The organism is Xanthomonas arboricola, from assembly GCF_002940665.1.
In the GTDB taxonomy this organism is placed as follows: Bacteria; Pseudomonadota; Gammaproteobacteria; order Xanthomonadales; family Xanthomonadaceae; genus Xanthomonas; species Xanthomonas arboricola_B.
In genome coordinates this window covers 737,737-762,229 of record NZ_MIGY01000001.1, presented here as the reverse complement: position 1 = coordinate 762,229, position 24,493 = coordinate 737,737, and the positions used below count along the sequence as shown (strand labels likewise).

Sequence of the window (24,493 nt, the reverse complement as noted above, 5' to 3'; positions counted from 1 at the left end):
AGACCTGGTATGTCCGGATCCACGCAGGTGGGTAGGGATGGTACCCATTCAGATCGTTGGATTCGGCAGCAACCTACCCACCCGCGCCGCCCCTACCCTCCGCGCGGCGCTTGCGGTGGAACTGTGCTGGGTATGGTCGATGCATGCCGCATCCGCGGTGTCAGCCGGTCTTGGGGAGCGGGCCCGGTCACTCAGCACGTCACACCATCCAGGGGGTCGATTGCATGCGCAAGCGCTTGAACACCGATCAACTGGCGGCGTCGGTCGCCGCCATTCTCACCACTGCCACGCGTGGTCGCACGCTGGCTTCGATGACCTTGGTGCTGGCTGGCGCACACAGCCTGCCCGTCCTGGCACAGGAAGCGCGCACGCTGGACGCGGTCAGCGTGGTCGGTACCGGCTCCACGCGCACCACGGCTTCCATCTCCGTTGCCGAGATCCAGGCCCAGGTGCCCGGCGTGGCACCGCAGCAGTTGCTGGCGAGCCTGCCCGGCGTGAATGTGCAGACCACCGATCCGTTCGGGCTGTACGAGTTCGGCGACTCGATGACCATCCGCGGCTTTTCCGCCAACCAGATCGGCGTGACCCTGGACGGCATTCCGATCGAAACCTTCGACACCCGCGAAGGCGGCCCGATCACCCGCTACGTGTCCAGCGAGAACCTGCTCGACGTCACCGTGTCGGCCGGTTCCGGCGATGTCACCCAGCCTTCGTACCACGCACTTGGCGGTGCGATCCGCTACACCAGCCTGCCCCCGAAGGGCGGCGACAGCTGGAGCGGCAATCTCACCCAGACCATCGGCTCGGACGATCTGGTACGCAGCTTCGTGCGGCTGGATACGCCGGACTGGTGGGAAGGCGGCCCCAGCGCCTATCTGTCTGCCTCGCGCACGCAGGGCGGGGTGTGGGACATGGAACCGGCCACGCAGAAGAGCGATCACTTCGAAGCCAAGATCCGCCAGGCCTGGGACGTGGGCCACCTGACCCTGGGCTGGATCTACAACAACCGCAAGGACTACGACGTGCAGTCGTACAACTCCGACGGCTCGGTGGCGTGGGATCTGCACGAACGCATCACCGGCAATCCGGAAGTGGATGCCGAGCATTACAGCGAATGGCAGAACGGCCGCCGCGACTCGCTGCTCAGCCTGCACGGCGATTTCCTGTTCAACGACGCGATCGGTTTCACCTTCACCGGCTACTACGAGAACAAGCACGGTTACGGCGTCGGCGGCACGCCGCCAAGTACGGCCACCGGCCTGTACAACGACGCCATCGCCGGCACGCCGGGGCGCACCGATATCGCCATCAACGACCCGCAGATCGTCGATGCCAACGGAAATGTCACCCGCGTCGGTGCGATGACGCGGCGCGAGGAAATCATGGGCGGCGATCGCTACGGCGTGACCACCGCGGTGTCGTGGGAGACCGAGCACAACAAGCTCGAAGTCGGTGCGTGGTACGAGAACTACGACTTCGACCAGGTGCGCCCGCTGTACAACCTGGACCCGGCCACCGGCGCACTGCTGAAGGGCGCGCTGCCGATCGTCATCTACTACGACAACCACTTCTCCACCGAGGTGAAGCAGCTCTACATCAAGGATACGCTGCGCCTGCTGGATGACCGGCTCACCATGGAGTTCGGCGCCAAGGGCCTGGATGTCAAACGCGACTACAACGGCATCGCCAATCTCGATGACTTCAATGTCGGTGTGCGCCGCGACGTCACCATCAAGAACAGCGACTGGTTCCAGCCGCAGGTCGGCGCCAGTTTCCAGCTTTCCGAGGGCGTGCAGGTGTTCGCCAACTATGCGGAAAACTTCAGTTCGGCGCCGCGGCTGGCGTTGACCTCGGGGGCATTCAATCCGGATATCGCGCCGGAGGAATCCACCAACATCGATATCGGCATCCGTGCCGAGTCCAGCCAGTGGAGCGGCTACGTCGCCGCCTACAGGATCGATTACGAGAACCGCATCATCGCGCTGACCGACCCGGACCCATTGGTGGTCGCGCCCACCATCTACGCCAACGTCGGCGACGTGCAGACCTACGGCGCGGAAGTGTCCGGCATGTGGAAGCCGGCACCGGGCTGGCGGCTGGGAGCGTCGCTGACCTGGAACAAATCCGAATTCCAGGACAATTATTTCGGCCCGGTCAGCGGCAGCCTGGTGCAGGTGGAAGGCAACGACGTGCCGGATTCGCCCAAGGTGATGTTCAGCCTCAACGGCGGCTGGGAAGGCGAGCATTTCTTCGCCAACCTCGACACCAAATACACCGGCAAGCGCTACGGCGACACGCTCAATACCGACCAGGTGGACGCCACCTTCATCGTCAACGGCAGCGTCGGCTATCAGGGCGAGGATGCAGGGTTTCTGGCCGGTGGGCGATTGCAGTTGTCGGTCTACAACCTGTTCGACAAGGACGATGCGATCGGTGCGGTGTTCCCGAACGAAAGTTCCGGCTCGTACCAGTTGATCGCACCGCGCCAGCTGTTCGCCAGTCTGTCCTACACGTTCTGAGGCGGTGACGCGGCCGGCGTCACTGCCGGCCGCGTCATGCGTTTTTGTCAGTCGTACTCGATCCATGACATGCAAGGACTAGGCGTTGATGCAAGGCAATCATTCTGGGGCGATGACGCGGCGGCAACTGCTGGCGCGCATCGGCATGACCGCTGGCGGCGCGATGATGTATCAGGCGATGAGCAGCCTGGGCATGGCGGCCGAGTCCGATTTCAAGGGGCCGCTGCAGCTGGATGGCGACCCGAAGGGCGCCTCGGTGCTGATTCTGGGGGCGGGGCTGGCCGGCATGGCTGCGGCCTTCGAACTGCGCAAGGCGGGGTACCGCGTGCAGGTGCTGGAATACAACGACCGCCCCGGTGGGCGCAACTGGACGCTGCGCGGCGGCGACCGTTACACCGAACTTGGCGGGGCGACCCAGCATTGCCGGTTCGACGACGGGCTGTACCTCAATCCGGGGCCGTGGCGCATTCCGCATCACCACAAGGCGGTGCTGAGTTACTGCAAGCAATTCGGCGTGGCCCTGGAGGCGTTCAACCAGGTCAACTACAACGCGCTGTTGCATAGCCAGCAAGGCTTTGGCGGCAAACCGCAGCGCTTTCGCGCCATCGATGCCGATTACAAGGGCCATGTGTCCGAGTTGCTGGCCAAGTGCACCCAGCAGCAGGCGCTGGACAAGAGCGTGAGCCGCGAAGACCAGGAACTCCTGTTGGAGTCCTTGCGGACCTGGGGCGCGCTCGACCACAAGTTCGGCTACGTCACAGGCAAGGACAGCAGCGAGCGGCGCGGTTTTGCGCGGTATCCCGGCGGCGGTCTGTCGGGCAAGCCGGAGTTCTCCGATCCCTTCAGCGTGCAGGACGTATTGCGCTCGCGTCTGTGGACCACGCTGGCGGCCGGCAACAACTACGAAATGCAGACCACCATGTTCCAGCCGGTGGGCGGTATGGACCAGATCGGCAAGGCGTTCGCGGCGCGGCTCGGCGATGCCATCACCTACAACGCCAAGGTCACCAGGATCGATCAGGACGGCGACGGCGTGCGCGTCTCCTGGCAGGATGCCGCGCACGGCGGCGAAGAACGCATCGCCAGCGCCGATTGGTGCATCTGCACGATTCCGTTGTCGGTGCTCAGCCGCATTCCGGTCACCGCCGGCGACGCGATGACCACCGCGATCGGCCAGGTGCCGTATGCGGCGTCGGTGAAGGTGGGCCTGCAGTTCAAGCGTCGCTTCTGGGAAGAGGACGAGGCCATCTACGGCGGCATCAGCTACACCGATCTGCCGATCACCTTGATCAGCTACCCCAGCACGAACTATCACAGCCCCGGCAAGGGCGTGCTGCTCGGTGCCTACGTCTGGGGACTGGACGCCTACCAGTTCACCTCGATGCCCCCGGAGCAGCGCGTGCGCAAGGCGGTCGAATACGGCACGCAGTTGCATCCGCAATATCCACGCGAGTTCGAGAACGGCATTTCGGTCGGCTGGCACCGCGTACCGTTCACGCATGGCTGTTTCGGCATGTGGAGCGAGCAGGCGCGTGCCGAACACTACACGCCGCTGTGCCAGATCGACGGGCGCCTGGCGCTGGCCGGTGAACACGTCTCCTATATCCCGGCCTGGCAGGAAGGCGCGATCTTGTCCGCGCACGATGTCGTCGGCCGTCTGCATCGCAAAGTGCTGGCCGGAGGAGGTCGCGCATGAGTCTGTTGCCACGATTGGCCGCGGCCAGCTTCGTCGTTGCGATGGCTGCCTTGCTGGTGCCGCCGGGCGCATACGATGCGCGGGCGCAGAGTTCCGATGCCACCCAGCTGTTCCCGCAGCAGGGCTTTGCCAAGGCATCCGGCCAGGATGTCTACCAGGCGATCTGCCAGGGCTGCCACATGCCGGCCGGGCGCGGCGCGCAAGGTGCCGGCGAATACCCCGCGCTCGCCGGCAATCCCAAGTTGGCCGCCGGACCCTACGTCATCATGATGGTGCTCGACGGCCATGCCGGCATGCCCGGTTTCGGCGAGATGCTCAACGATCGCCAGGTGGCCGAAGTGGCAAGTTATGTGCGCACGCACTTCGGCAACGATCACGCCGAGCGCGTCACCGTCGACGACGTCAAATCGCTACGCCACTGATGCTCCCTTTCCCTTTCATGCAAGGAGTTGCCATGTCCCGTCCAGTGACAGCCGTTCTCACCGCCGCCCTGCTGTGGTCTGCGGGTCTCGCCGCCGCGCATGCCGCCGAGGTGATCCGCCACAAGATCCCCAACAGCGATTTCCCCATCGCTGCCGCCGTGGAAATTCCTGCCGGCAAGGCCACTGTCTATGTCAGCGGCAAGGTGCCGGCGGTGGTGGATGCCAGTGCGCCCAAGGACTCGGCTGCCGCCTATGGCGACACCAAGGCGCAGACGGTGAGCGTGTTGAACCAGATCAAGCAGCAGCTCGCAGCGCTTGGCCTGGGGATGGGCGATGTGGTGAAGATGCAGGTATTCCTGGTCGGCGACCCGGCCATGGGCGGCAAGATGGATTTCAACGGATTCATGGACGGTTACCGCCAGTTCTTCGGCACCAAGGAGCAGCCCAACCTGCCGGCACGCTCGGCCTTCCAGATCGCCGCGCTCGGCAATCCGCTGTATCGGGTGGAAATCGAAGTGGTCGCCGTTCGTCCCTGAAACCGTCGTGCCGTCCTGCTGGAGGTTGTCATGAAAACTGCTCTTTCGCGCCGCATGTTTCTGCGCGATTCCGCGCTATTTGCCGGCGCTGCCGGTGCGAGTGCGCTGCCGCTGCTGGCCAGTGCCGCCGAACGTTCCGCCGCCGTCGAGCCGACACCGGCCAGTGCGCTGTCGCCGGTGATGATCGGCTCCAACGAGTTTCCCGATGGCCCGTCGGCGGCCGCGGTCAAGGCCATCGCACAGATCGCACCGCAAGGCGGACGCTACCTGCGCGATGTGCAGAGGGAACTGATGGACACCCTGGCCGCCGAGCTCAAGCTGCCGGTCGATCACCTGATGGCCTACGCCGGCTCCACCGAGCCGCTGGACTACACGATGCTGGCGTTCACCTCGCCCAGCGCCGCGCTGGTCACTGCCGATCCCACCTATGAATCCGGTTGGCGCGCCGCCACCCGCAATGGCGCAAAACTGATCAAGGTACCGTTGCGCAAGGACTTTTCGCACGATGTGCAGGCGATGTGCGCCGCCGACGCCAGCCCCGGCGTGATCTACATCTGCAATCCCAACAATCCCACCGGCTCGGTCACCGCACGCAAGGATCTGGACTACGCATTGGCGCACAAGCCCAAGGGCAGCGTGCTGGTGGTGGACGAGGCCTATATCCACTTTGCGCAGAGCACCAGCAGCGTGGTCGACATGGTCGCCGCGGGCGAGGACGTGGTGGTGTTGCGCACCTTCTCCAAGCTCTACGGCATGGCCGGCATTCGCCTCGGCTATGCGGCCGCGCGCCCGGACCTGCTGGCCAAGCTGATGTTCTACAGCGTCAACAGCCTGCCAGTGACCGCCGCCGCCGCAGGCCTGGCCAGCCTGCGCGATCCCGCACTGGTGCCGCAGCGACGCGCGCGCACCTCGGCCACACGCAAGGACGTGATGGAGTTTCTCGCCAAACAGGGCTACGCCTGCACCGCCTCGGAGAGTAACTGCTTCATGGTCGATGTGAAGCGCCCGGCCGCCGGCTTCAAGGACGACATGGCCACCCATGGCGTGTTCATCGGACGCAGCTGGCCAGTATGGCCGACCTGGTCGCGCATCACCGTCGGAACCGACGCGGAGATGGCACGCTTCAAGCAGGCCTTCGTGCAGGTGATCGCCGGCAAGCGCGGCCCATTGCCGCTGCCGGACGCCACGGCCGCTGTGCATGACCCGATGGATGCTTTTTTCCGGTACGCATGAAGCGTTACTCTGGCACCACCGGCGCATGCGAACGCGCTGGTGTGGCCAGGCGCGCTGGGCGTCGCGCATCCCTTAACGCAGGAGTGTTCCCTTGAAAGTGTTTTCGACATTTGCCGTGCTTGGTCTGGTGCTGCTGGCGCCTTCGGCATGGGCGCGTACCTGCGCCGTCACCATCACCGGCAACGATCAGATGAAGTTCGACCAGAGCGCGATCAAGCTGGCGCCCGACTGCACGCAGGTGGACCTCACGCTCAAGCACTCCGGCAAGATGGCCGCCACGGTGATGGGGCACAACTGGGTGCTGACCAAGTCCGCCGACTTCCAGGCAGTGGCCAATGCCGGCATACGCTCCACCATTGCCGACAGCTATCTGCCCAAGGCCGACGCGCGCGTAATCGCGCACACCAAGGTGATCGGCGGCGGCGACAGCACCACGGTCAGCTTTCCCACCAGCAAGTTGAGCAAGGGCGGCGATTACACCTTTTTCTGCTCGTTCCCCGGTCACTGGGCGATGATGAAGGGCACGCTGAGTTTCGGTTGAACTGTCACGTGCCGCAGGGGCGTGCTATCGGCTACGCGAGTGACGTGGTGGAATGGAGGCGCGCTGTCGCGCCACGCTCACCTGTTCTCGTAGCTGGGCAGCTTCTGGATCACGAGCTAGACTCCCAGCTTGCTGTCGCATGCAGGGTTCACCACTGCTCCCGGCCGCCAAGCCCGTTTTATCGACGAGCGAAGGCGCGGTCGCTGGCGATCTGCGGGATGCTGAAGGCGGCAATCGTCGGCTCCATCCAGCACGGCCGATTCTCTGCGTGGAAGGCCAGCTCCCTGGTGTGCGAGCCAACGCCTTCGGCCATTATCACAGGCGCATAGCGCCGGCACCGGCGGTCAACCCGGCACCGGCTCCGACCCGCCTGGCGTGGCCGTTGCGCGCAACAACCCGCGTTGCAAGGCCTGCGCCAACGCGCTTTCGCGGCTGCGTGCATCGAGCTTGCGATAGAGGTTCTTCAAATGGAACTTGACCGTATTTTCCGACAGGTGCAGGCAGCGTGCGATCTGTTTGTTGGAATAGCCACGTGCCAGTTGCGCGAGCACTTCCAGCTCGCGTTCGCTGAAGATGTCGCCGGCCGGGTCCTCGTCGCCGCTGAGGCGTTCGAGCAGGGCCTGGATGGTGAGTGCGCGGGTGGTGCCACCGACGGTATGCGGGTCGTGTTGACGCAGCGAGCGCAGCATTGCCTTGGCCGGAAGACCGAGTTCGACGATCGCCTGCCAGCTTTGCGTCAGTGCGACATGATCGAGCGCGCTATACAAATGCGGCAGCGCCGCGACCAGTTCGCCACGTTGCTGCAGCACCAAGGCGGTGCGTGCGCGGGTGCGCGCGAGATGGCATAGATTGTCGTTGGCCAGGCAGGCCTGTTCGATCTGGCCCAGGATGGTCAGCGCGGCGCTGCTGCGTCCGGCCAGCCGATGCCAGCGTGCCAGCGCAAAACCCATCGCCGCGCGATCGCGCCAGCGGTGGGGCGATCGCAGCGTATGCGCCAATCCGGATTCGCCGCCGGTACGTGCGATCACTACATCGATGGCGGCATTGCCCGGATGTTCCAGCAACAGCATCAGGCGCCACGCTGCGGCCAGCTCCGACAGGCGCGTGAGCTTGCGCCCGTGCGCTATCTGTTCGACGTGTTCGAGCAGTGCCAATGCGCTGCGCCCGCTGCGGTCGCGTACACGCTCCAGCCCCAGCGCGGTGTCGTAGGCGGCGGCCAGCACGTCCATGCCGCCGTCGTGCTGTTCCAGCAATTCCAGCGCCGGATGCAGCAGGTCGGCCGCATCGTCGTGGTGGCCGCGTTCGTAATGCAGTTGCGCGAGCAGGCACTGGCCGGCGGCCTGCAGGACGCGATCCAGCTGTGGGGTACAGGCGCACCAGTTCAGGGCCTGCCGGTAACAGGCTTCGGCGTCGCCGAGTTGTCCACGATAGAAAAAGCTCTGGCCCAACGCCAACAGCGCCTGGCTTGCGCCTGGTTCGCTGCCACCGCGCTGCATCGCATCGCGTGCGTTCAGGGCGTAGCGTTCGGCCAATGCAAAGGCGCCCTGTGCAATGGCGGTGGTGGCGCAGATGCACAGCAGCATGCCGCGGCCCAGATGATCGTCCTCGTCCAGCGCGGATGCTTGCGCCGCGATCTGGGTCAGGCCGTGCGGATTGCCGCAGATTTCGTCGAGGCGATCGCGCAACAGCGCCACCACCACCGTGTAGTCGCGCTGCAAGGGCTCGCGCAGCGCAGCCGGGAAGTCGCGGAAGCGTTCCAGCAGCAGGCGCGCATGGCTGAACTCGCCGAGCCTTGCGTGCAGGTGTGCCTGGGTGAGATTCAGCGCCGGGGTGTCGCGGATGGTGCGGTGTTCGAAATGCCGGAGCAGTGCGCGCACCTCGTGCGTGCCGTGGGTCAGCACCAACTGCCAGGTGCCGGCGCGCGCGATGTAGCTGGCGGCCAAGTCGCCGCACTCGGCACGCGATGCGTGCCGCACCGCTTCGGCCAGATGCCGATGATCGCCAAACCAGCGAGCGGCCCGTTGCTGCAGTTGCGTGGCCTGACCAGGATGTTCGCGATCGAGCAGCTGCTGCAGGAAGTCGGCAAACAAGGGGTGATAGCGGAACCACTCGCGCTCGCCATCCATGGGCACCAGCAGGCCGTGGAAATGTTCCAGCCGCGCCAGCAGCCGGCCGCTGTCGTCGCGCTGGCGCACCGCATCGGCCAGCGCTGCGTTGACGCGCTCTAACGGACTGGTCCGCAACAGCAGATCGCGCGTGTCGGCATCCAGATCGTTGATCACCTGTTCGGCCAGGTACGCGGCAATCTGTGCACTGCGGCCGGAGAAACGCGCGGCCACCTCCTGTTGACGTTGCACGCCGCCCTCCAGCCACAGGCGCGCCAGATGCAGCGCCACCGGCCAGCCTTCGGTGTAGCGCAGCAATTCGTCCACCACCGGCGCCGGGACCTGGGGCCCCAGCAATGCTTGCGCCTCTTGCTCGTCCAGCGCCAGTTGCGCACTGCCGAGACGGCTGAGCTGCGCCTGCAGGTCCAGCCGCGCCAGCGGCAGGGCCGGCACGCGCCGGGTGGCCAGCAGCAGGTGCAGGCGTCCGCCGCCGTGTTCGACCAGGCGCAGTACCAGCTCGTCGACGATGCCGCTGCCGAGCCGGTCGTAATCGTCGAGAATCACGCTGATGCGCCGGGGCGCCGTGCGCAGCGCGCGGATCAGCACCGTCACCGCTTCGCGCGGATCCTGGTCGCGGTTGTGCAGCACCGCCGCGCACAGTGCCGGATCTGCACCTGCGTGCTGGATCGCCAGCGCCAGATGGCCGAGGAAACGCGCAGCATCGGCGTCCTCTTCGTCCAGCGACAGCCAGGCCACGGCGGTGTGGTCGCGCGCGCGCAGCTGCGCATGCCACTGCGCCAGCAGCGTGGTCTTGCCGAATCCGGGCGGTGCCAGCAGCAGGGTGAGTGGCCGGGCCTGGGCGTGATCCAGCGCAGCCAGCAAGGCGCCGCGCACCACAGCCCCGGCACGCGGCAGCGGTGGCTCCAGCTTGCTGGCAAGCAGCCAATCGGGAAGGGCGGAATCGCGCGACGGTGAGGGGCGCGGTGTGAGCAACGCAACAGGCTTGAGCATGAGGCGAGGGCGGCCCTGGCAAGCGTCGGCAGCGCGCCGGCTCGACACGCTGCAGATCGTGATGAAACAGCGGCGATGCAGATGGCGTCACCGTGACCGGCGACGACGGCAGATCGGCTGCTTCGAGGGTCCCCACCCATGCCCATCCGTGGACACCTTTCAGAAAGGTATGACAGCCACAAGACAAAAGCAAAGCGTGTCGCCGCGCCGCCGCCTGAATGGAGCAAGCGCTGGCGCAGGGTTTGCGCCGGCGCCAGGCAACAGCCGAGTCCATCCGGACGCCATGGGCCCGGACACGACGCCGGCGCCGCGCCTGTTCAGCGTCGGCGCGGACCTGGAAAATACACGTCAGGCATCGCCGATGGCGCGTGCCTCGCGGACCACCGCGCGGCATGCCTCGCTTTCACGCAACACCAGGTCTGCGTGCCCGAGCCACTTTGCAGGCGACGCGATGTCTGAAGACGCCTCAGTGCGCCACTTCCGCAAATGCCTCGCGCGCGGCGGCCAGCGTGGCGTCGATCACTGCCGCGTCGTGCGCGCTGGACATGAAGCCGGCCTCGTAGGCCGACGGCGCCAGATACACGCCTCGCTGCAGCATCGCGTGGAAGAAACGGTTGAAGGTGGTGATGTCGCAGGCAGTGGCCTGTGCATAGTTCTCCACGATCTCGTCGGTGAAGAACAACCCGAACATGCCGCCGACCTGATTGGTGGTGACGGCAATGCCGGCCGCGCGCGCGGCATCTTCCAGTCCCTCGCACAACACGCTGGTGGCCTCGCTCAGGCGGGCGTGGAAGCCCGGCTCCTGCACCAGTTCCAGCATCGCCAGGCCGGCCGCCATCGCCACCGGGTTACCCGACAGGGTGCCGGCCTGGTAGATCGGGCCGGCCGGAGCGATCTGCTCCATCAAGTCGCGCCGGCCGCCGTACGCACCCACCGGCATGCCGCCGCCGATGATCTTGCCGAAGGTGCTCAGGTCCGGCGTGACCCCGTAATGCGCCTGCGCGCCACCGAGCGCGACGCGGAAACCGGTCATCACCTCGTCGAAGATCAGCAGTGCGCCATGCCGGGTGCACAGCGTGCGCAGATGCTGCAGGTAGCCGGCCTGCGGCGGAATGCAGTTGGCGTTGCCGACCACCGGTTCGATGATCACTGCCGCCACGTCGGCGCCGATCTCGTCGAACAGGGCGGTGGCGCCTTCGAAGTCGTTGAAGCTGAGGGTGGCGGTCAACTCGCTGAGGCCGGACGGCACGCCCGGCGAGGTCGGCACGCCCAGGGTCAGCATGCCGCTGCCGGCCTTGACCAGGAACGAGTCGCCATGGCCGTGATAGCAGCCTTCGAACTTGACGATGCGGTTGCGCCCGGTGGCGCCGCGCGCCAGGCGCACCGCCGACAGCGTGGCTTCGGTGCCCGAATTGACCATGCGCACCATCTCGCAGGACGGCACCAGCCGGTGGATCGTCTCGGCCATGGTGACTTCGGCCGCACACGGCGCACCGAAGGACAGGCCGTCGCGGATCGCGCGCTCCACCGCTTCGCGCACCGCCGGGTGATTGTGGCCGGCAATCATCGGCCCCCACGAGCCCACGTAGTCGATGTAGCGGTTGTCGTCCACGTCGTACAGATACGGGCCATCGGCGCGCGCCACGAAGAACGGCTCGCCGCCGACCGACTTGAATGCACGCACCGGTGAGTTGACGCCGCCGGGCAGCAGCGTCTGCGCCTGGGCGAACAGAGCGTGGGAGCGGGTGTGGTTCATGCGCGCAGATCCTTGAGTGGTACCGAGTGGGGGCGGCGCGGCCCGACCGCGGGCAGCGCACTCGCCATTGTCAGGCTTGCGGCCCCCGTCCGCCTACCCACCAGGTGCCTGCCTACCCGTCGGAGCGGACGGGTAGGGCAACCCGGCTGCCTATGATCGAACGGGACGGTATCGACGGTTTGGCATGAGCAGATGACCCGCGGTCATTGGCCTCCTGCGGCGGATGTTCAGAGAGTGTGATTCCGGTAGCCATTGGCGCCGTTCATTTTTGTCGCGTTGCCGACAGTTCCAGACTTGGGGGAGACAGCATGAACCGTAGTATCCAGAAGCGTGCCTTGGCGTTGGCGCTGGTCATGGCCATGGGGAGCGTCCACGCGCAGTCCACCAGCGGCAGCATCGTCGGCAGCGTGGGGCAGAGCAGCGGCACCAGCGTGCTGGTGGAAAACAACAGCGGGTTCAGCCGCGAAGTACCGGTGGATGCGCGCGGCCGTTACACCGCCGGCAACCTGCCGCTGGGCACCTACAAGGTCACCGTCAAGCGCGACGGCGCGGTGGTGGAGACGCGCGAGAACGTCGCGATCACCGTCGGCGCCAACACCGACGTCTCGTTCGCTGCCGCGTCGGGGAGCGGCATGCAGACCCTGGACAGCGTGACCGTCACCGCCGCAGGCCTGACCACCATCGACGTCAGCAGCGTGGACACCCGCACCGTGGTCACCGCCGAGCAGCTGCAGCAACTGCCGCTGGGCCGCACCGCCGAGGCAATCGCGCTGCTCGCACCGGGCGTGGTGGTCAACAGCGGCGGTTTCGACAATGGCCCGCTCGGCGGCTCGCTGCCCAGCTTCGGCGGCTCGGCCGCCAGCGAAAACGCCTATTACCTCAACGGCTTCAACACCACCACCATCAGCAACAACCTGGGCGGCCTGACCCTGCCGTACGGCGCCATCGACCAGCAGGAAATCTTCACCGGCGGCTACGGCGCGCAGTACGGCCGCGCCAATGGCGGCGTGATCAACCAGATCGGCAAGCGCGGCACCAATGAGTGGAAGTTTGGCGCGGCGGTGATCTGGGAGCCGAACGGTCTCAAGGCCAATCAGCGCGACATCTATTGGCGCCCGGACAGCCAGGGCAGCACGATCAACAACGCCGCCTACCGCTACGCGCGCTCGGCCAATGGCCTGTATCAGCCGGCGAGCGAGGCCGAAGCCAACCAGACCACCTACAGCGCCTATGTCGGCGGGCCGATCATCCAGGACAAGCTGTTCTTCTTCCTGGCTGCCGAACAGGTGGATTCGGACGGCGTACGCGTCGGCACCAATCGCGACACCGACAACGGCCGCACCGGCGGTCTCACCGATTACGACTACAAGCAGAAGCGCTGGTACGCCAAGGTGGACTGGAACATCACCGACAATCACCTGATCGAGGTGACCGGCGCCAGCGACGAGGCAGAGACCAATGGGTCGATCTACCGCTACGACTACGTCAATCGCCAGCGTGGCAGCTATTTCACCGACGAGTCCACCTGGAAGACCGGCCCGACCCTGTTCACCGGTAAGTACACCGGCTACCTCAGCGACAACCTCACCGTGACCGCGCTGTACGGCAAGATGAAAACGCCCGATGAGCTGACGCCCTTCAATTACAACGCGGCCGGCGGGCCGGTCATCAACAGTGCCGCGCTGCAGAATCCGACCTACACTGGCGGCACACCGCGCATCGGCAATCAGCTGGTCACCTCGGTCAGTTCACCGGATCGCGAATACAAGAAAGACAATCAACGCCTGAATCTGGAATGGCGCATCGGCCACCACACGCTCAACTTCGGTATCGATAACCAGAAGTCCGAGGGTATCGATGTGGGCTCGGTGCTGTCCGGCCCGGGCTTTGCATGGACCTATGGCCAGACCAACGATCCCAATGGCCTGCGGACGGGCGGGCTGGTCAGCCAGTCGGCCAACGAAGCCGGCGGCATCGGCGCACCTAGCCCGGGCCTGGTCGATCCGGTCAACGGGTCCAGCGGCTATTACGTGGTCCGCAACATCAACACCAGCCTGTATTCCTACGAGGCCAAGCAACGCGCCTATTACATCGAAGACAAATGGCAGGTCACCGACAACCTGCTGCTGAGCATCGGCCTGCGCAAGGACGAGTTCACCAACTACACCCCGTTCGGCGACCCATACATCGAAGTGGATAACGCCTGGGCGCCGCGGCTGGGCTTCAGCTGGGACGTCAACGGCGATTCCAGCCTGAAGGTGTTCGGCAACGTGGGCCGTTATTACCTCGGCCTGCCGTTGTCGGCAGTGAGCCTGTTCACCCCGGCCACCACCACCGATACCTACTTCACCTACAGCGGCATCAATGCCGATGGCACGCCGATCCTGGCGCAGCAGCTGGGGTCGGCCGTGTCGGCCAACTCGCGTTTCGGCCGCATCGCCGACGTGCGCACCGCGGTGGTCAAGGACATCGAGGGCGAGAACCAGGACGAAGTCATCCTCGGTTTCACCAAGCAGCTGGACACCGGCTGGGTGCTGGGCGTGCGCGGCACGCATCGCCGCCTCAATGCGGGGATCGACGATCAGAACTACGACGTTTCCAATACGGCGTTGATTGCCGCTGCGGCCGCCCAGGGCGTGACCATCGATTTCTCGCAGGTTGCCGGTGCATCGCTGATCAATCCGGGCCAGACCAACACCTGGGGCGTGATCGGCACCGATGGCCAGTTCCATGAAGTGTCGGTGAGCCGCGAGGCGGCGGGCTTCCCGAAGTTCAAGCGCAATTACTCGGCGGTCGAATTCAATCTGGAACGTCCGTTCGACGGCAAGTGGTACGCCAAGGTCAACTACGTCTGGTCGCATAGCTACGGCACCACCGAAGGCCAGGTGCGTTCGGACCTGTGGCGCACCGGCGGCGCATTGGGCAGCTATCAGGGCCAGGCCTCGGTCTCCACCACGCAGAGCTGGGACCACGCGGCGCTGATGGAACACTTCAACGGCGATCAATCCAACGATCACCGCCATCAGCTCAAGTTGTTCGGTTTCTACCAGTTCACTCCGCAATGGGGTGCGTCGGCCAACTTCAGCCTGATCTCGGGCGCGCCGCACAATTGCCTGGGCAACTACTACGGCGACAACTACACCGGCACCGACCCGGCCGGCTACGGTGGCAGCGCGATCACCGGCGGTCCCTACCACTACTGCTACAACCCGGAGACCGGCACCGGCGTGGCGTCGCCTCCCGGCTCGCAGGGGCGGCTGGGCTGGATCGCGCAGCTCGACATGGGCGTGACCTACAAGCCGGCATTCGCCGCCGGCAAGCTGGCACTGCGCTTTGACGTGTTCAACATCACCAACGAGCAGACCGCAACCAACATCTACCCCTTCTCGCAGCTGCCCGACAACACCACCAACCCGCTCTGGGATCAGGTGGTGGCCTACCAGGCGCCGCGCTCGGGCCGGGTGACATTGAGCTACGACTTCTGATCGCGCCAGATAACAAGGGCGATCCCGGCAGCGACGCGTGATAGCACGCGTCGCTGCCGGGTTGTGTGTACGTTACGCCGCCCTTCGTATGTGCTGTTGGAGGATTGGTCGCGCGAATGGATTGGTTTTAGAGCGGTTGATCTGCAGCTTGGCTGCGGGGCCCTTGCCCGCCCACCATCGCGGGACATGCCGCAAGTACGTCCTTGTAGGCTCTTACGCAGCATCCATGCCGCGTAAGGTCCCGCGACGGTGAGCGGGCAAGGACCAGTCGAGATAGTGGGTGTGCATGGTTTTGGATAAAGCAACCGACTGACTTTCTGGTGGGGGTCCTCGCCGCGCCCTCTACGCTGTGAGTTTGCTGCGGGGTCCTTGCCCGCCCACCATCGCGGGACACGCCGCAAGTACGTCCTTGTAGGCTCTTACGCGGCATCCATGCCGCGTAAGGTCCCGCGACGGTCGCCGGGCAAGGACCAGTCAAGATGGTCGGCGTGCGTGGTTGCAAGCAGGGCATGGCGTGCGCTGGTCGAATCACTATGCGTCAACCAGCTTCCCGTCACCTTCCTATCGCAAGCCGGGCAGTGGACAGGCTTTCAACACGCGACCTGCAAACGTCTCATCTGCCACCGTAAGCCGAGCAACAAGCTCTCAAGAAAACAGCCGGCAAATTTCCTGGTGCGGTGTCCTTGCCGATTGCGAGCCTCTTGGCGGCATGGATGCCGCCAAGGGCCCTCCACGGACGGATTCACGGCGTGTCCTGCGAGCGGTGAGGGCACTGCGCCCTCGACCCACCGAGCTTTTGACTGCATCTAACAAACAACGCTTCGACTCGAGTCTCAGTGTCTTGTGCCTTCGCTTGCGCGTGTCGCCGGTAACTTCTGTCGTTTGTCGTTTGTCGTTTGTCGTCTGCCGGCTACGCTATCGTGCAAACCCGGCCCGATATGCCTGTACTGCTGCGAGCGGGTCCGGCGCGGCGTACACGCCGCTGACCACCGCAATCAACTCGGCACCTGCAGTCACCAACTCGGGCACCTGTGCAGCCGCGATGCCACCGATCGCCACGCGCGGCACTCCCAGCGCTGCAGCTTGTTGCAGCAACGCAGGCGTTGCGCGACGTGTCGTTACCTTGGTGGTGGTCGGGAAGAACGCACCGAAGGCCACATAGCTGGCACCGGCCGCGACCGCTGCGCGCGCGCGCGCGATCTCGTCGTAGCACGACACCCCGATGATGGCCTGCTCGCCCAACAGTGCGCGCGCGGCGGCCGCCTCGCCATCGTCTTCGCCCAGGTGCACGCCCTGCGCGCCCACCTGTCGTGCCAGCTGCGCATCGTCGTTGATGATCAACGGCACGGCGTGCGCAGCGCAGGCCTGGCGCAGCGCGCTGGCCTGTTCCAGGCGCAGCGCGGCGGTGGCCTGCTTGTTGCGGTACTGCAGCCAGGTGACAGCGGGCAGCAGCGGCATGGTGCGCGCGAGCAGACGCGCGGTGTCGGGTTCGTCGGGCGTGATGAGGTAGACGCCGCGGGCGTTGTGCAGGTCGGGCATGGCAGCGCTTCCGGAAGCGGTGGGTGGGATGGGACAATGCAGCCCCACCGTTGCGTAACCGCGATTATCCGATGAGCGACACATCCACGACCACCTACCGCACCTGGATGTGCGTCGTCTGCGGGTTTCTCTACCACGAGGCCGACGGCATCCCCGAAGAAGGCATCGCCCCGGGCACCGCCTGGCAAGACGTTCCCGACACCTGGACCTGCCCGGATTGCGGCGTGACCAAGGACGACTTCGAGATGGTCGAGATCGACTAAGAGCGGCTAACAAAACTACTGCGCCGCCGTCAGGGGCGGGCGCTGCAGTGCTCGGGATCGGCATGTACCACTCGTACACTCCGGTTCTGAGCGCGCTGTCTGCACTAACCTGACGACCGCTCGCTACGTTTTATTAGCCGCTCTAGTGCCTTGGCTGCTCAGCTGGGTCGCTGCGTTTTTCGCGCCACAACATCGCCGGCACACGGTCGCATGGCGCCGGCGAGGGCCTCGCAGGCTGTGTTTTTCAGTGCGCGCGCGCGTGCTGACTGTTCAGCTCGACCAGATGCTCATGCAGATTGGTCGCATCCTGCGCACTGGGGTTGAGCTGCAGATAGCGCGACAGATCGTGGCGTGCACCGTTGCGGTGGCCCAGATGCAGATAGGCCATGCCGCGGTCGCGTAGTGCCTCGGGCTGGTCCGGCACCAGCTTCAGGATGCGGTCGGCACTGCGCGCGGCGCGGTCCCAGTGCTCGGCATCGGCGTAGACGCCGTGCAGATTGCGCAGGATGCGGATCAGGATCGCGCGGTGCGGCGCGGGGTCGAGGATCTGCGCCAGGGCGCGGTCGTCGGGGATCTCGCCACCCAGGTGCGGACGCGCGCGCTCGCGCAGCTCGTCCACGCCCAGCGGGCGGCCGCCGTTGAACGGGTCCATGACCAGCACGCCGTCGTCCACCGGCAAACGCACCAGGAAATGCCCGGGAAACGACACGCCCGCCAGCGGAATGCCCAGCCGGCGCGCCACTTCGATCTGCACCATCGCCAGCGAGATCGGGTTGCCCAGGCGGCGTTCGAAGACCTGGTTGAGGTAGCTGTTGCGCGGGTCGTAGTACTCGTCGTGATTGCCCGAATAGCCCAGCTCGTCGAACAGGTAGCGATTGACCGCGGCCATCTTCAGCGGCCACAGGTCGATCGCCTCCACCTCGCGGCGCAGGTGCTCGACGTGGCTTTGCACCAGCGTGTCGTACAGCTCGGCGTCCAGCTGCGGATACTCGTCGCGCGCAATCAGCAGCGCGGTGGACATCAACGGCACTGCGTCGTCGTCCAGGCTGGCGAGCGCGGTCCAATGGGGAAGTGGGAGCATGTCGACCATGCTGCCAAGAGTGTCGGCAAGCGGCGCGTGGTTCAAGTCCGGTACTTCCTGACAGGAAGGGCCTGTCGCGTGAGATTCACTTGAGCTTTGGGATATCCGGGCTCAGGGTCAGGCTGGCGCCGTCCTGCAGGTTGAGCCTGGCGGCCTGGCCGGCATTGAGTTCCAGCACGTAACGGGCCGGGCGCTTGCTGGGGTAGGGCGGGCAGGCATCGCCGGCCGAACACGGCGGCACGTCGCGCTGCTGCGACACCAGCCGGCGCTCATTGTCGAAATACAGGATATCCAGCGCGATCTTGGTGTTCTTCATCCAGTACGCCAGCGGTTCCTGGCGGTCGTGGACGAACAGCATGCCGTGATCGTCCGCCATGGCATCGCGAAACATCAGGCCTTTGGCGCGGTCGGCATCGTTCTGCGCCAGCTCCACCTGGTAGCGCGTGCCGGCCAGTTCCACCCAGCTGCCGCCGCTGCTGGCGCAGCCGCTGAGCAGGATCAACAACGCAACGGCGAGGAGGCAAAGACGGCGCATGCGGCATACCAGTGGACAGGGATGCCGCACCATCTGCCAAGCGGCTGCGTGCGTCAAGCTGCTGTGGTGCGTCGTCCCGTCATCGCATGTGACAGGCGTTCGGCCCGCTGTCGCTTCGCAACGCGGGCCGCAACTGCGCATGCGCGTGCACGCGCGCGGTCGCTCAGATCACCCGCGGCGGCTCGCCACCGACGATCACCACATCGGCCGGGCGACGCGCGAACAGGCCCACGCAGACCACGCCGGGAATCTGGTTCAGGCTGCGCTCCAGCGCCACCGGGTCGGTGATCTGCAGGTTGTGTACGTCCAGCACCACGTTGCCGTTGTCGGTGACCACACCATCGCGCCATACCGGCTGACCGCCGGTGAGCCCCAGGATCTGGCGGGCCACCAGGCTGCGCGCCATCGGAATCACTTCCACCGGCAGCGGAAATTTGCCCAGCACCGGCACCTGCTTGCTCGGGTCGACGATGCAGATGAAACGCTCGCTGGCCTCGGCGATGATCTTCTCGCGCGTCAATGCCGCGCCGCCACCCTTGATCAGGCAACGGTTCGGGTCGCACTCGTCGGCGCCATCCACGTACAGCGACAGATTGCCGGTGTGGTTGAGATCCAGCACCTCGATGCCATGGCGCCTGAGCTGCGCGCTGCTCTGCTCGGAGCTGGACACCGCCCCCTTGATGCGATGGCTGATGCGGCCCAAGGCATCGATGAAGTAGGCCACCGTAGAACCGGTACCGACCCCGACGATCATGCCGTCTTCCACGTAATCGATCGCTTTTTCGGCGGCCAGGCGTTTTGCTTCGGACATTTGGGGGCTCGGGATTGGGGAATCGGGAATCGGGATTGGGGAATCGCAAGAGCGGCTGGGCTGAGCCGGGATTTACAAATCGCAAATCCCGAATCTCTCCTCCCGGCTACTCCATCGCCAGCAACAATTTCCATTGCGCGGCGGTGACCGGCAGGATCGACAGGCGGTTGCCGCGCGCGATCAGCGGGAAGCCTTCGCCCAGTGCGTCGGCCTGCTGCTTGATTTCGTCCAGTGCGATCGTGCGCTTGAGTTTGCGCTCGAAGGCCACGTCCACCAGCATCCAGCGCGGATCTTCGCGGGTGGCCTTGGGGTCGTGGTAGTCGGATCTGGGATCGAACTGGGTGTCGTCCGGATACGCTGCGCTGGCGACCTTGGCGATGCCGACAATGCCCGGCACCTTGCAGTTGGAGTGGTAGAACAACACCCCGTCGCCCACATGCATGCCGTCGCGCATGAAGTTGCGCGCCTGGTAGTTGCGCACGCCGTTCCACGGCTCGGTGCCGACGCGCTCCAGATCATCGATGGAAAACGTGTCCGGCTCGGACTTCATCAACCAGTAGCGCTTGCGGGCAGTCATACGGAAACGGCGTCGTCTTTCAGGAAGGTGGCGTGTTCTGTGCAGATCGCATCCACCGCCACGTCCCACGACTCGGCGGGCAAGGCGGGCAGTTGCTGCGCGGCGAAGCCGACGCCGACCAGCCAGGGCGGCGGCGTCTGGCGGTGCCGGAACGCGAAGCTGCGATCATACCAGCCCCCTCCCATGCCCAGCCGCCGGCACTGCGCATCGAAGCCGGTCAACGGCGTGACCACCAGCGCCATCTCTTCGGGTGCAAGCAATTCGGTGCGTGCCACGTCCGGCTCGGGGATGCCGTAGCGGTTGCTGACCAGCCCCTGGCCCGGCCGCCACGGCGCAAAGCGCAAGACGCGCCCGTCCAGCACCGGCAGGCAATACCGTACGCCGGCCGGCAGGCTCAGTTGCCAACGGTGCAGCGCGATTTCGCCATCCATCGCCCAGTACCCGGCCACCGCACCGGTCTGCGGCGCGAACGGCAGCGCCAGCAGGCGCTCGGCCAGCGCATCGGCGGCGGCCAGTCGCTGCGCTGCCGGCAGGCTACGGCGCAGTGCGCGCAACTGCTGGCGCAAGGCGTCTCGGTCGTCGGTCATGGTGTCTCGCAGCGATAGGCAGGGGGCTATTGTCGATGGCGTGGACGCTCCTGCCTAGCGGCGCGTGTGCCGACGGATCGCCCGCTCCGGCAACTCTCCCGCCGGTCGCTGAGCGCATGCGCATGCAGCGCTGGCAACGTTGTGCTTTGCGCACGCATGCATGAGGTCTTGTTGGCGCAGTCGTTGCGGCAAGGACGCGACCAGGCTGTGCGTGCGCGTGCCGTGCGCTGCAGACACACAAAAAAAAACGGCGCCCGAAGGCGCCGTTTCAGATTTGCATTCTCCGCCATGAACGATGCGGGCGAAACGACCTTGAACCCGGGGTTCAAGTGGGAACGTTGTGAGGCCATCGGGCTTCCCGCTACAAGGCGGACTTGCACTCCCGGCTTCGTCGTGCCCCCGTGGTCGTAATTAAGGGACAAGGCGAATGTTTTGCACGCTGTCGTTTACAGCAGAGAACGCAGGTGAAGTATAGACCTCTGCTGCGCGATGGCTAGCCCATTCGTCGGCCGGCGCAATTGAAAGTTCATATTTGCGACGACAGTGCGAACTGCACCTCAACGCGGTGTGTCGGACACGCTGTCCAGGCGGCGATTCAAGCTATCCAGCGTGTTGGCCAATTCACGGTCGTAGAGCGCTTGCTGATCGCGCAGCTGCTGCAATTCGTGCGCCAAGTTGAGTGCGGCCAACACCGCGACGCGATCCACCGCTGCCATGCGATTGCTGCCGCGGATCTCGCGCATGCGCAGATCCAGCAGGCGCGCCGCAGCGGTGAGGCTCTCGCGTTCGTCGGCGGTGACGCCAACCGTATATTCACGATCCAGAATACGCACGCTGACCGGCTCGTTGTTACTCACGTGTGCTGCTCCAGGGATTTCAACCGCACGATCATCGCTTCCACGCGCGAGCGCGCCTGTTCGTTCTTGGTCAACAGTTGCGCGCGCTCGCCGATCAACTGCTCCTGCTGGTGACGCAGGCTGCGGTTCTCGTCGGTCAGCCGCTGGCTGCGTTCGACCAGGGCCTCCACACGGGCGGCAAGTGCGCGGATCTGGGCGAGGGCAGCAGCATTGTCCATCCCTCCACGATAGGGGCGCGTGCGCGCGGCGGTCAAGCGCCCCGGCGCAGCCTGCGTACCCGCCGTCGGGCCAATTCCGACAAGGCCTTGCGCGATGCCTGATCCGGCAGGCGTCATGCGCGTGGAACGCTGCATGGAAGGCGCCGCTAGCGGCCGACGCCGGGTGCCTTGATACACTGGGAAGTCGAATCGCCGGCCCATGCGCCGGCATCTCCCGTTCCCAGCCTGGAAGACCCGATGGACCTGCCCGATGTAACCGCTGTGCAAAACGAAAGTCGCCAGCTGGAGTTGGCTTCCTCCGCAGCGGAGTTGCATGGCGGGCTGTGCGGGTGGCTCTCCGGTGGGGGTGCCGACAGCGGCGACTGGCTGGCGCGCATTCTGGCCGACGGCGCGCAGGTGGCACCCAGGCAGGGCGGGGCGCTGGACCGGATGCGTCAGGCCACGGTGGCGCAACTGGAAGACCGCGATTTCGCCTTCGAACTGCTGCTGATCGACGACGGCGCACCGCTGGCGGCGCGTACCGATGCCTTGTTCGACTGGTGTCGCGCCTTTCTGGGCGGCTTCGGCCTGGCGGCGCAGCAGCGCCCGGCGCTGACCGAAGAAGGCGAAGAGGCGCTGCAGGACCTGGCGCGGCTGGCGCAGGCGTCCAGCGACGATTTCGATGCGGCCGACGAAGACGACACCGCCCTGGCGGAGATCGAGGAGTTCGTGCGCGTGGCGGTGCTGTTGCTGCATGGCGACTGCGTGATGGGGCCGCGCTTCCGCCAACGTCTGAACTGACCGCACGACCGCCATGAAAAAGCTCACCGGGATCGGCGCGGCCGAGTACGCGCGGCGGCGCAGGCAGCTGATGCAGATGGCCGGCGATCAGGCCATCCTGATCCTGCCGGCCGCGCCCGAGCGGGTGCGCAGTCACGACACCCACTATCCGTACCGGCAGGATTCGGATGTCTGGTATCTGAGCGGCTTCCCCGAGCCGGAAGCGGTGCTGGTGCTGGTACCCGGACGCAAGCATGGCGAGGCGATCCTGTTCTGCCGCGAACGCGACGCCGAGCGCGAAGCCTGGGATGGCCCGCGCGAGGGCCAGGATGGGGCGGTGGAGCGCTACGGCATGGACGATGCGTATCCCATCGACGATGTCGACGAGATCCTGCCGGGCCTGCTGGAAGGGCGCAGCCGCGTCTATTATCACTTCGGGCGCGATGTCGACTTCGACCTCAAGTTGATCGGCTGGCTCAAGCGCGTGCGCGAGCAGGTGCGCCACGGCGCGCAGCCGCCGCACGAATTCCTCGAGCTCGGGCATCTGCTGCACGAGCAACGGCTGTTCAAGTCGCGCGACGAAGTCGCGTTGATGCAGCACGCCGCCGACATCAGCGTCCGCGCGCATCGCGCCGCCATGCGGCTGGCGCGGCCGGGGGTGCACGAGTACGAACTGCAGGCCGAGGTGGAGTGCGCGTTCCGCGCCGCAGATGCGTGGCCGGCGTACGGCAGCATCGTCGGCACCGGCAGCAATGCCTGCGTGCTGCACTACCGCGCCAACAACGCGCGCAGCCGCAATGGCGAGCTGGTGCTGATCGATGCCGGCGCCGAGTACCGCGGGTATGCGGCCGATATCACCCGCACCTTTCCGATCAACGGCCGTTTCACCCCGGCGCAGCGCGCGCTGCACGATCTGGTCGGCGCTGCGCAGGCCGCCGCGCTGGCGCAGGCGCGCCCCGGCGCGGCCTACGAAGCCGGCCATCTGGCCGCGGTGCAGACCCTGACCGAAGGGCTGCTGCAGCTGGGCCTGCTCAAGGGCAAGCTGGAGCGCAATATCGCCGACGGCCATTACAAGCGCTTCTACCGGCACAAGACCGGCCATTGGCTGGGGCTGGATGTGCACGATGTGGGCGACTATCGATTGGCGGGCGACTCGCGTCTGCTCGAGCCCGGCATGGTGTTCACCATCGAGCCGGGGCTCTACATCTCTGCCGACGACACCACGGTGGAAGCCAAGTGGCGCGGCATCGGCATCCGCACCGAAGACAATGTGCTGATCACTGCCGAAGGCCATCGGGTGCTGACCGATGCCTTGGCGCGCAGCGCCGACGAGATCGAAGCGGAGATGGCCAACCGCGACGCAGTGCGCGCATAACGCGGTAATGCCGTTGTGAGCGGTCGTGAGGTAGGTCGGAGCAGCAACCCGCGCGCTGAAGGTGTGGTTCCGGATGCCCGGCGCATCTGGCTGAGGCCGGCGGCATCGTTCGGGCTGCGCTCTGCTGGGCGCCTCGCGGGCAAGAAGCGCCCGGCCGTTTTGCTGCGAGCCGTTCTACTGACCGAGTTGTGGCGCCTGGGTGCGCTCGGGCTGCTGGATCTGTTCGCCTGGCGCAGCCAGTTGCTGCGCACGCGCGAACGATTGCGCTTCCGGCGTGCTCAATGCCTGTTCGGTCTTCATGTGCGCGCGCAGATGCGCCGGGTTGGCCGGGTCGCCCTGCACCACGAACACGTTCTCGCCGCCGTGCACGCCGCGATTATTGGCCTCGCTCATCAGCACATGATCCACGCGCGACAGGCCGCCTTCCTTGGCCAGCGGCAACAGGGCCGCGCTGAGCCGGTCGCTGGTCTGGTCGGGTGTGCGTCCATGTGCCGCATCGATTGCATGCACGCCGCGCTGGATCTGTTGATACATCGGATGGTCGGGGTGCGAGGACTGGCGTGGATCGTTCATGGCGATGCTCCGTG

21 protein-coding genes and 2 other RNA genes are annotated in these 24,493 nt (G+C 65.8%); 11 read left to right on the top strand and 12 right to left on the bottom strand.

Annotation, left to right across the window (positions count from 1 at the left end):
* The first annotated feature begins 236 nt into the window (after window positions 1-236).
* The 6 genes from XarjCFBP7645_RS03330 to azu all read left to right on the top strand — a co-directional run bounded on the left by XarjCFBP7645_RS03330 (window position 237) and on the right by azu (window position 6,947).
* Complete coding sequence (locus tag XarjCFBP7645_RS03330; RefSeq protein ID WP_181126216.1) at window positions 237-2,519, top strand: TonB-dependent receptor; 2,283 nt, start codon at window positions 237-239, stop codon at window positions 2,517-2,519.
* Between the two features lie 88 nt (window positions 2,520-2,607).
* Window positions 2,608-4,215: a flavin monoamine oxidase family protein gene (locus XarjCFBP7645_RS03325; protein WP_181126158.1), complete on the top strand. Its 1,608-nt coding sequence runs from the start codon at window positions 2,608-2,610 to the stop codon at window positions 4,213-4,215.
* The gene (locus tag XarjCFBP7645_RS03320; protein ID WP_104536217.1) at window positions 4,212-4,637 is read left to right on the top strand and encodes a c-type cytochrome; all 426 of its coding nucleotides are present in this window, start codon (window positions 4,212-4,214) and stop codon (window positions 4,635-4,637) included. The genes XarjCFBP7645_RS03325 and XarjCFBP7645_RS03320 overlap by 4 nt, the downstream gene beginning before the upstream one ends.
* Window positions 4,638-4,669: 32 nt before the next feature.
* Entirely contained in the window at window positions 4,670-5,173 is a 504-nt protein-coding gene (locus XarjCFBP7645_RS03315) for a RidA family protein (protein WP_104536216.1), read from the top strand.
* A gap of 30 nt (window positions 5,174-5,203) precedes the next feature.
* Window positions 5,204-6,406, top strand: coding sequence for a pyridoxal phosphate-dependent aminotransferase (locus tag XarjCFBP7645_RS03310; RefSeq protein WP_104536215.1), 1,203 nt, complete (start codon window positions 5,204-5,206; stop codon window positions 6,404-6,406).
* 91 nt (window positions 6,407-6,497) lie between these two features.
* A complete protein-coding gene (gene azu / locus XarjCFBP7645_RS03305) occupies window positions 6,498-6,947 on the top strand; it encodes an azurin (protein ID WP_016903022.1) in 450 nt (149 codons plus the stop codon).
* A 344-nt stretch (window positions 6,948-7,291) separates the two neighbouring features.
* Here azu and XarjCFBP7645_RS03300 read toward each other — a convergent pair whose 3' ends face one another.
* Window positions 7,292-10,063, bottom strand: a complete 2,772-nt coding sequence (locus XarjCFBP7645_RS03300) for a LuxR C-terminal-related transcriptional regulator (protein WP_104536214.1) — start codon at window positions 10,061-10,063, stop codon at window positions 7,292-7,294.
* Window positions 10,064-10,529: 466 nt separating this feature from the next.
* Window positions 10,530-11,819 (bottom strand): glutamate-1-semialdehyde 2,1-aminomutase, encoded by a 1,290-nt coding sequence (gene hemL / locus XarjCFBP7645_RS03295; RefSeq protein ID WP_104536213.1) that lies wholly within the window; start codon window positions 11,817-11,819, stop codon window positions 10,530-10,532.
* 308 nt (window positions 11,820-12,127) lie between these two features.
* Between hemL and XarjCFBP7645_RS21610 the strand changes: the two genes are divergently transcribed.
* On the top strand, window positions 12,128-15,304 hold the full coding sequence (locus tag XarjCFBP7645_RS21610; protein WP_180969611.1) for a TonB-dependent receptor: 3,177 nt from the start codon (window positions 12,128-12,130) through the stop codon (window positions 15,302-15,304).
* 915 nt (window positions 15,305-16,219) lie between these two features.
* On the opposite strand, the gene thiE is transcribed toward XarjCFBP7645_RS21610, so the two are convergent.
* Entirely contained in the window at window positions 16,220-16,843 is a 624-nt protein-coding gene (gene thiE / locus XarjCFBP7645_RS03270) for a thiamine phosphate synthase (RefSeq protein ID WP_104536212.1), read from the bottom strand.
* Window positions 16,844-16,866: 23 nt separating this feature from the next.
* Here thiE and XarjCFBP7645_RS03265 point away from each other — a divergent pair, with 23 nt between their 5' ends.
* On the top strand, window positions 16,867-17,106 hold the full coding sequence (locus XarjCFBP7645_RS03265) for a rubredoxin (RefSeq protein WP_104536211.1): 240 nt from the start codon (window positions 16,867-16,869) through the stop codon (window positions 17,104-17,106).
* 62 nt (window positions 17,107-17,168) lie between these two features.
* A non-coding RNA gene (locus XarjCFBP7645_RS03260) (sX9 sRNA) lies at window positions 17,169-17,245 on the top strand.
* A gap of 105 nt (window positions 17,246-17,350) precedes the next feature.
* On the opposite strand, the gene XarjCFBP7645_RS03255 is transcribed toward XarjCFBP7645_RS03260, so the two are convergent.
* From XarjCFBP7645_RS03255 to XarjCFBP7645_RS03220, 8 genes are all read right to left on the bottom strand, one after another.
* On the bottom strand, window positions 17,351-18,232 hold the full coding sequence (locus XarjCFBP7645_RS03255) for a SirB1 family protein (RefSeq protein WP_104536210.1): 882 nt from the start codon (window positions 18,230-18,232) through the stop codon (window positions 17,351-17,353).
* Window positions 18,233-18,272: 40 nt separating this feature from the next.
* Entirely contained in the window at window positions 18,273-18,722 is a 450-nt protein-coding gene (locus XarjCFBP7645_RS03250) for a DUF192 domain-containing protein (protein ID WP_104536209.1), read from the bottom strand.
* Window positions 18,723-18,885: 163 nt separating this feature from the next.
* On the bottom strand, window positions 18,886-19,533 hold the full coding sequence (gene rpiA, locus XarjCFBP7645_RS03245; protein ID WP_104536208.1) for a ribose-5-phosphate isomerase RpiA: 648 nt from the start codon (window positions 19,531-19,533) through the stop codon (window positions 18,886-18,888).
* A gap of 106 nt (window positions 19,534-19,639) precedes the next feature.
* Window positions 19,640-20,110 (bottom strand): EVE domain-containing protein, encoded by a 471-nt coding sequence (locus XarjCFBP7645_RS03240; RefSeq protein WP_104536207.1) that lies wholly within the window; start codon window positions 20,108-20,110, stop codon window positions 19,640-19,642.
* The gene (locus XarjCFBP7645_RS03235; protein ID WP_104536206.1) at window positions 20,107-20,697 is read right to left on the bottom strand and encodes a 5-formyltetrahydrofolate cyclo-ligase; all 591 of its coding nucleotides are present in this window, start codon (window positions 20,695-20,697) and stop codon (window positions 20,107-20,109) included. The genes XarjCFBP7645_RS03240 and XarjCFBP7645_RS03235 overlap by 4 nt, the downstream gene beginning before the upstream one ends.
* A gap of 276 nt (window positions 20,698-20,973) precedes the next feature.
* Window positions 20,974-21,158, bottom strand: a non-coding RNA gene (gene ssrS / locus XarjCFBP7645_RS03230) — 6S RNA.
* A gap of 96 nt (window positions 21,159-21,254) precedes the next feature.
* Complete coding sequence (locus tag XarjCFBP7645_RS03225; RefSeq protein ID WP_016903560.1) at window positions 21,255-21,554, bottom strand: cell division protein ZapA; 300 nt, start codon at window positions 21,552-21,554, stop codon at window positions 21,255-21,257.
* A complete protein-coding gene (locus XarjCFBP7645_RS03220) occupies window positions 21,551-21,772 on the bottom strand; it encodes a TIGR02449 family protein (protein ID WP_024938110.1) in 222 nt (73 codons plus the stop codon). Before XarjCFBP7645_RS03220 ends, XarjCFBP7645_RS03225 begins: the two co-directional genes overlap by 4 nt.
* A gap of 237 nt (window positions 21,773-22,009) precedes the next feature.
* Between XarjCFBP7645_RS03220 and XarjCFBP7645_RS03215 the strand changes: the two genes are divergently transcribed.
* On the top strand, window positions 22,010-22,552 hold the full coding sequence (locus XarjCFBP7645_RS03215) for a YecA family protein (protein WP_104536205.1): 543 nt from the start codon (window positions 22,010-22,012) through the stop codon (window positions 22,550-22,552).
* A gap of 13 nt (window positions 22,553-22,565) precedes the next feature.
* Window positions 22,566-23,906, top strand: coding sequence for an aminopeptidase P N-terminal domain-containing protein (locus XarjCFBP7645_RS03210; RefSeq protein WP_104536204.1), 1,341 nt, complete (start codon window positions 22,566-22,568; stop codon window positions 23,904-23,906).
* A gap of 174 nt (window positions 23,907-24,080) precedes the next feature.
* Here the strand turns inward: XarjCFBP7645_RS03210 and XarjCFBP7645_RS03205 are convergent, their stop codons facing one another.
* Window positions 24,081-24,479 (bottom strand): XVIPCD domain-containing protein, encoded by a 399-nt coding sequence (locus tag XarjCFBP7645_RS03205; protein ID WP_104536203.1) that lies wholly within the window; start codon window positions 24,477-24,479, stop codon window positions 24,081-24,083.
* Window positions 24,480-24,493 lie beyond the last annotated feature (14 nt).

Coding starts and splice junctions, on each gene's coding strand:
- XarjCFBP7645_RS03325 (WP_181126158.1), top strand. CDS start 2,608: ATGCAAGGCAATCATTCTGGGGCGATGACGCGGCGGCAACTGCTGGCG.
- XarjCFBP7645_RS03320 (WP_104536217.1), top strand. CDS start 4,212: ATGAGTCTGTTGCCACGATTGGCCGCGGCCAGCTTCGTCGTTGCGATG.
- XarjCFBP7645_RS03315 (WP_104536216.1), top strand. CDS start 4,670: ATGTCCCGTCCAGTGACAGCCGTTCTCACCGCCGCCCTGCTGTGGTCT.
- XarjCFBP7645_RS03310 (WP_104536215.1), top strand. CDS start 5,204: ATGAAAACTGCTCTTTCGCGCCGCATGTTTCTGCGCGATTCCGCGCTA.
- XarjCFBP7645_RS03300 (WP_104536214.1), bottom strand. CDS start 10,063: ATGCTCAAGCCTGTTGCGTTGCTCACACCGCGCCCCTCACCGTCGCGC.
- hemL (WP_104536213.1), bottom strand. CDS start 11,819: ATGAACCACACCCGCTCCCACGCTCTGTTCGCCCAGGCGCAGACGCTG.
- XarjCFBP7645_RS21610 (WP_180969611.1), top strand. CDS start 12,128: ATGAACCGTAGTATCCAGAAGCGTGCCTTGGCGTTGGCGCTGGTCATG.
- thiE (WP_104536212.1), bottom strand. CDS start 16,843: ATGCCCGACCTGCACAACGCCCGCGGCGTCTACCTCATCACGCCCGAC.
- XarjCFBP7645_RS03250 (WP_104536209.1), bottom strand. CDS start 18,722: ATGCGCCGTCTTTGCCTCCTCGCCGTTGCGTTGTTGATCCTGCTCAGC.
- rpiA (WP_104536208.1), bottom strand. CDS start 19,533: ATGTCCGAAGCAAAACGCCTGGCCGCCGAAAAAGCGATCGATTACGTG.
- XarjCFBP7645_RS03240 (WP_104536207.1), bottom strand. CDS start 20,110: ATGACTGCCCGCAAGCGCTACTGGTTGATGAAGTCCGAGCCGGACACG.
- XarjCFBP7645_RS03235 (WP_104536206.1), bottom strand. CDS start 20,697: ATGACCGACGACCGAGACGCCTTGCGCCAGCAGTTGCGCGCACTGCGC.
- XarjCFBP7645_RS03220 (WP_024938110.1), bottom strand. CDS start 21,772: ATGGACAATGCTGCTGCCCTCGCCCAGATCCGCGCACTTGCCGCCCGT.
- XarjCFBP7645_RS03215 (WP_104536205.1), top strand. CDS start 22,010: ATGGACCTGCCCGATGTAACCGCTGTGCAAAACGAAAGTCGCCAGCTG.
- XarjCFBP7645_RS03210 (WP_104536204.1), top strand. CDS start 22,566: ATGAAAAAGCTCACCGGGATCGGCGCGGCCGAGTACGCGCGGCGGCGC.
- XarjCFBP7645_RS03205 (WP_104536203.1), bottom strand. CDS start 24,479: ATGAACGATCCACGCCAGTCCTCGCACCCCGACCATCCGATGTATCAA.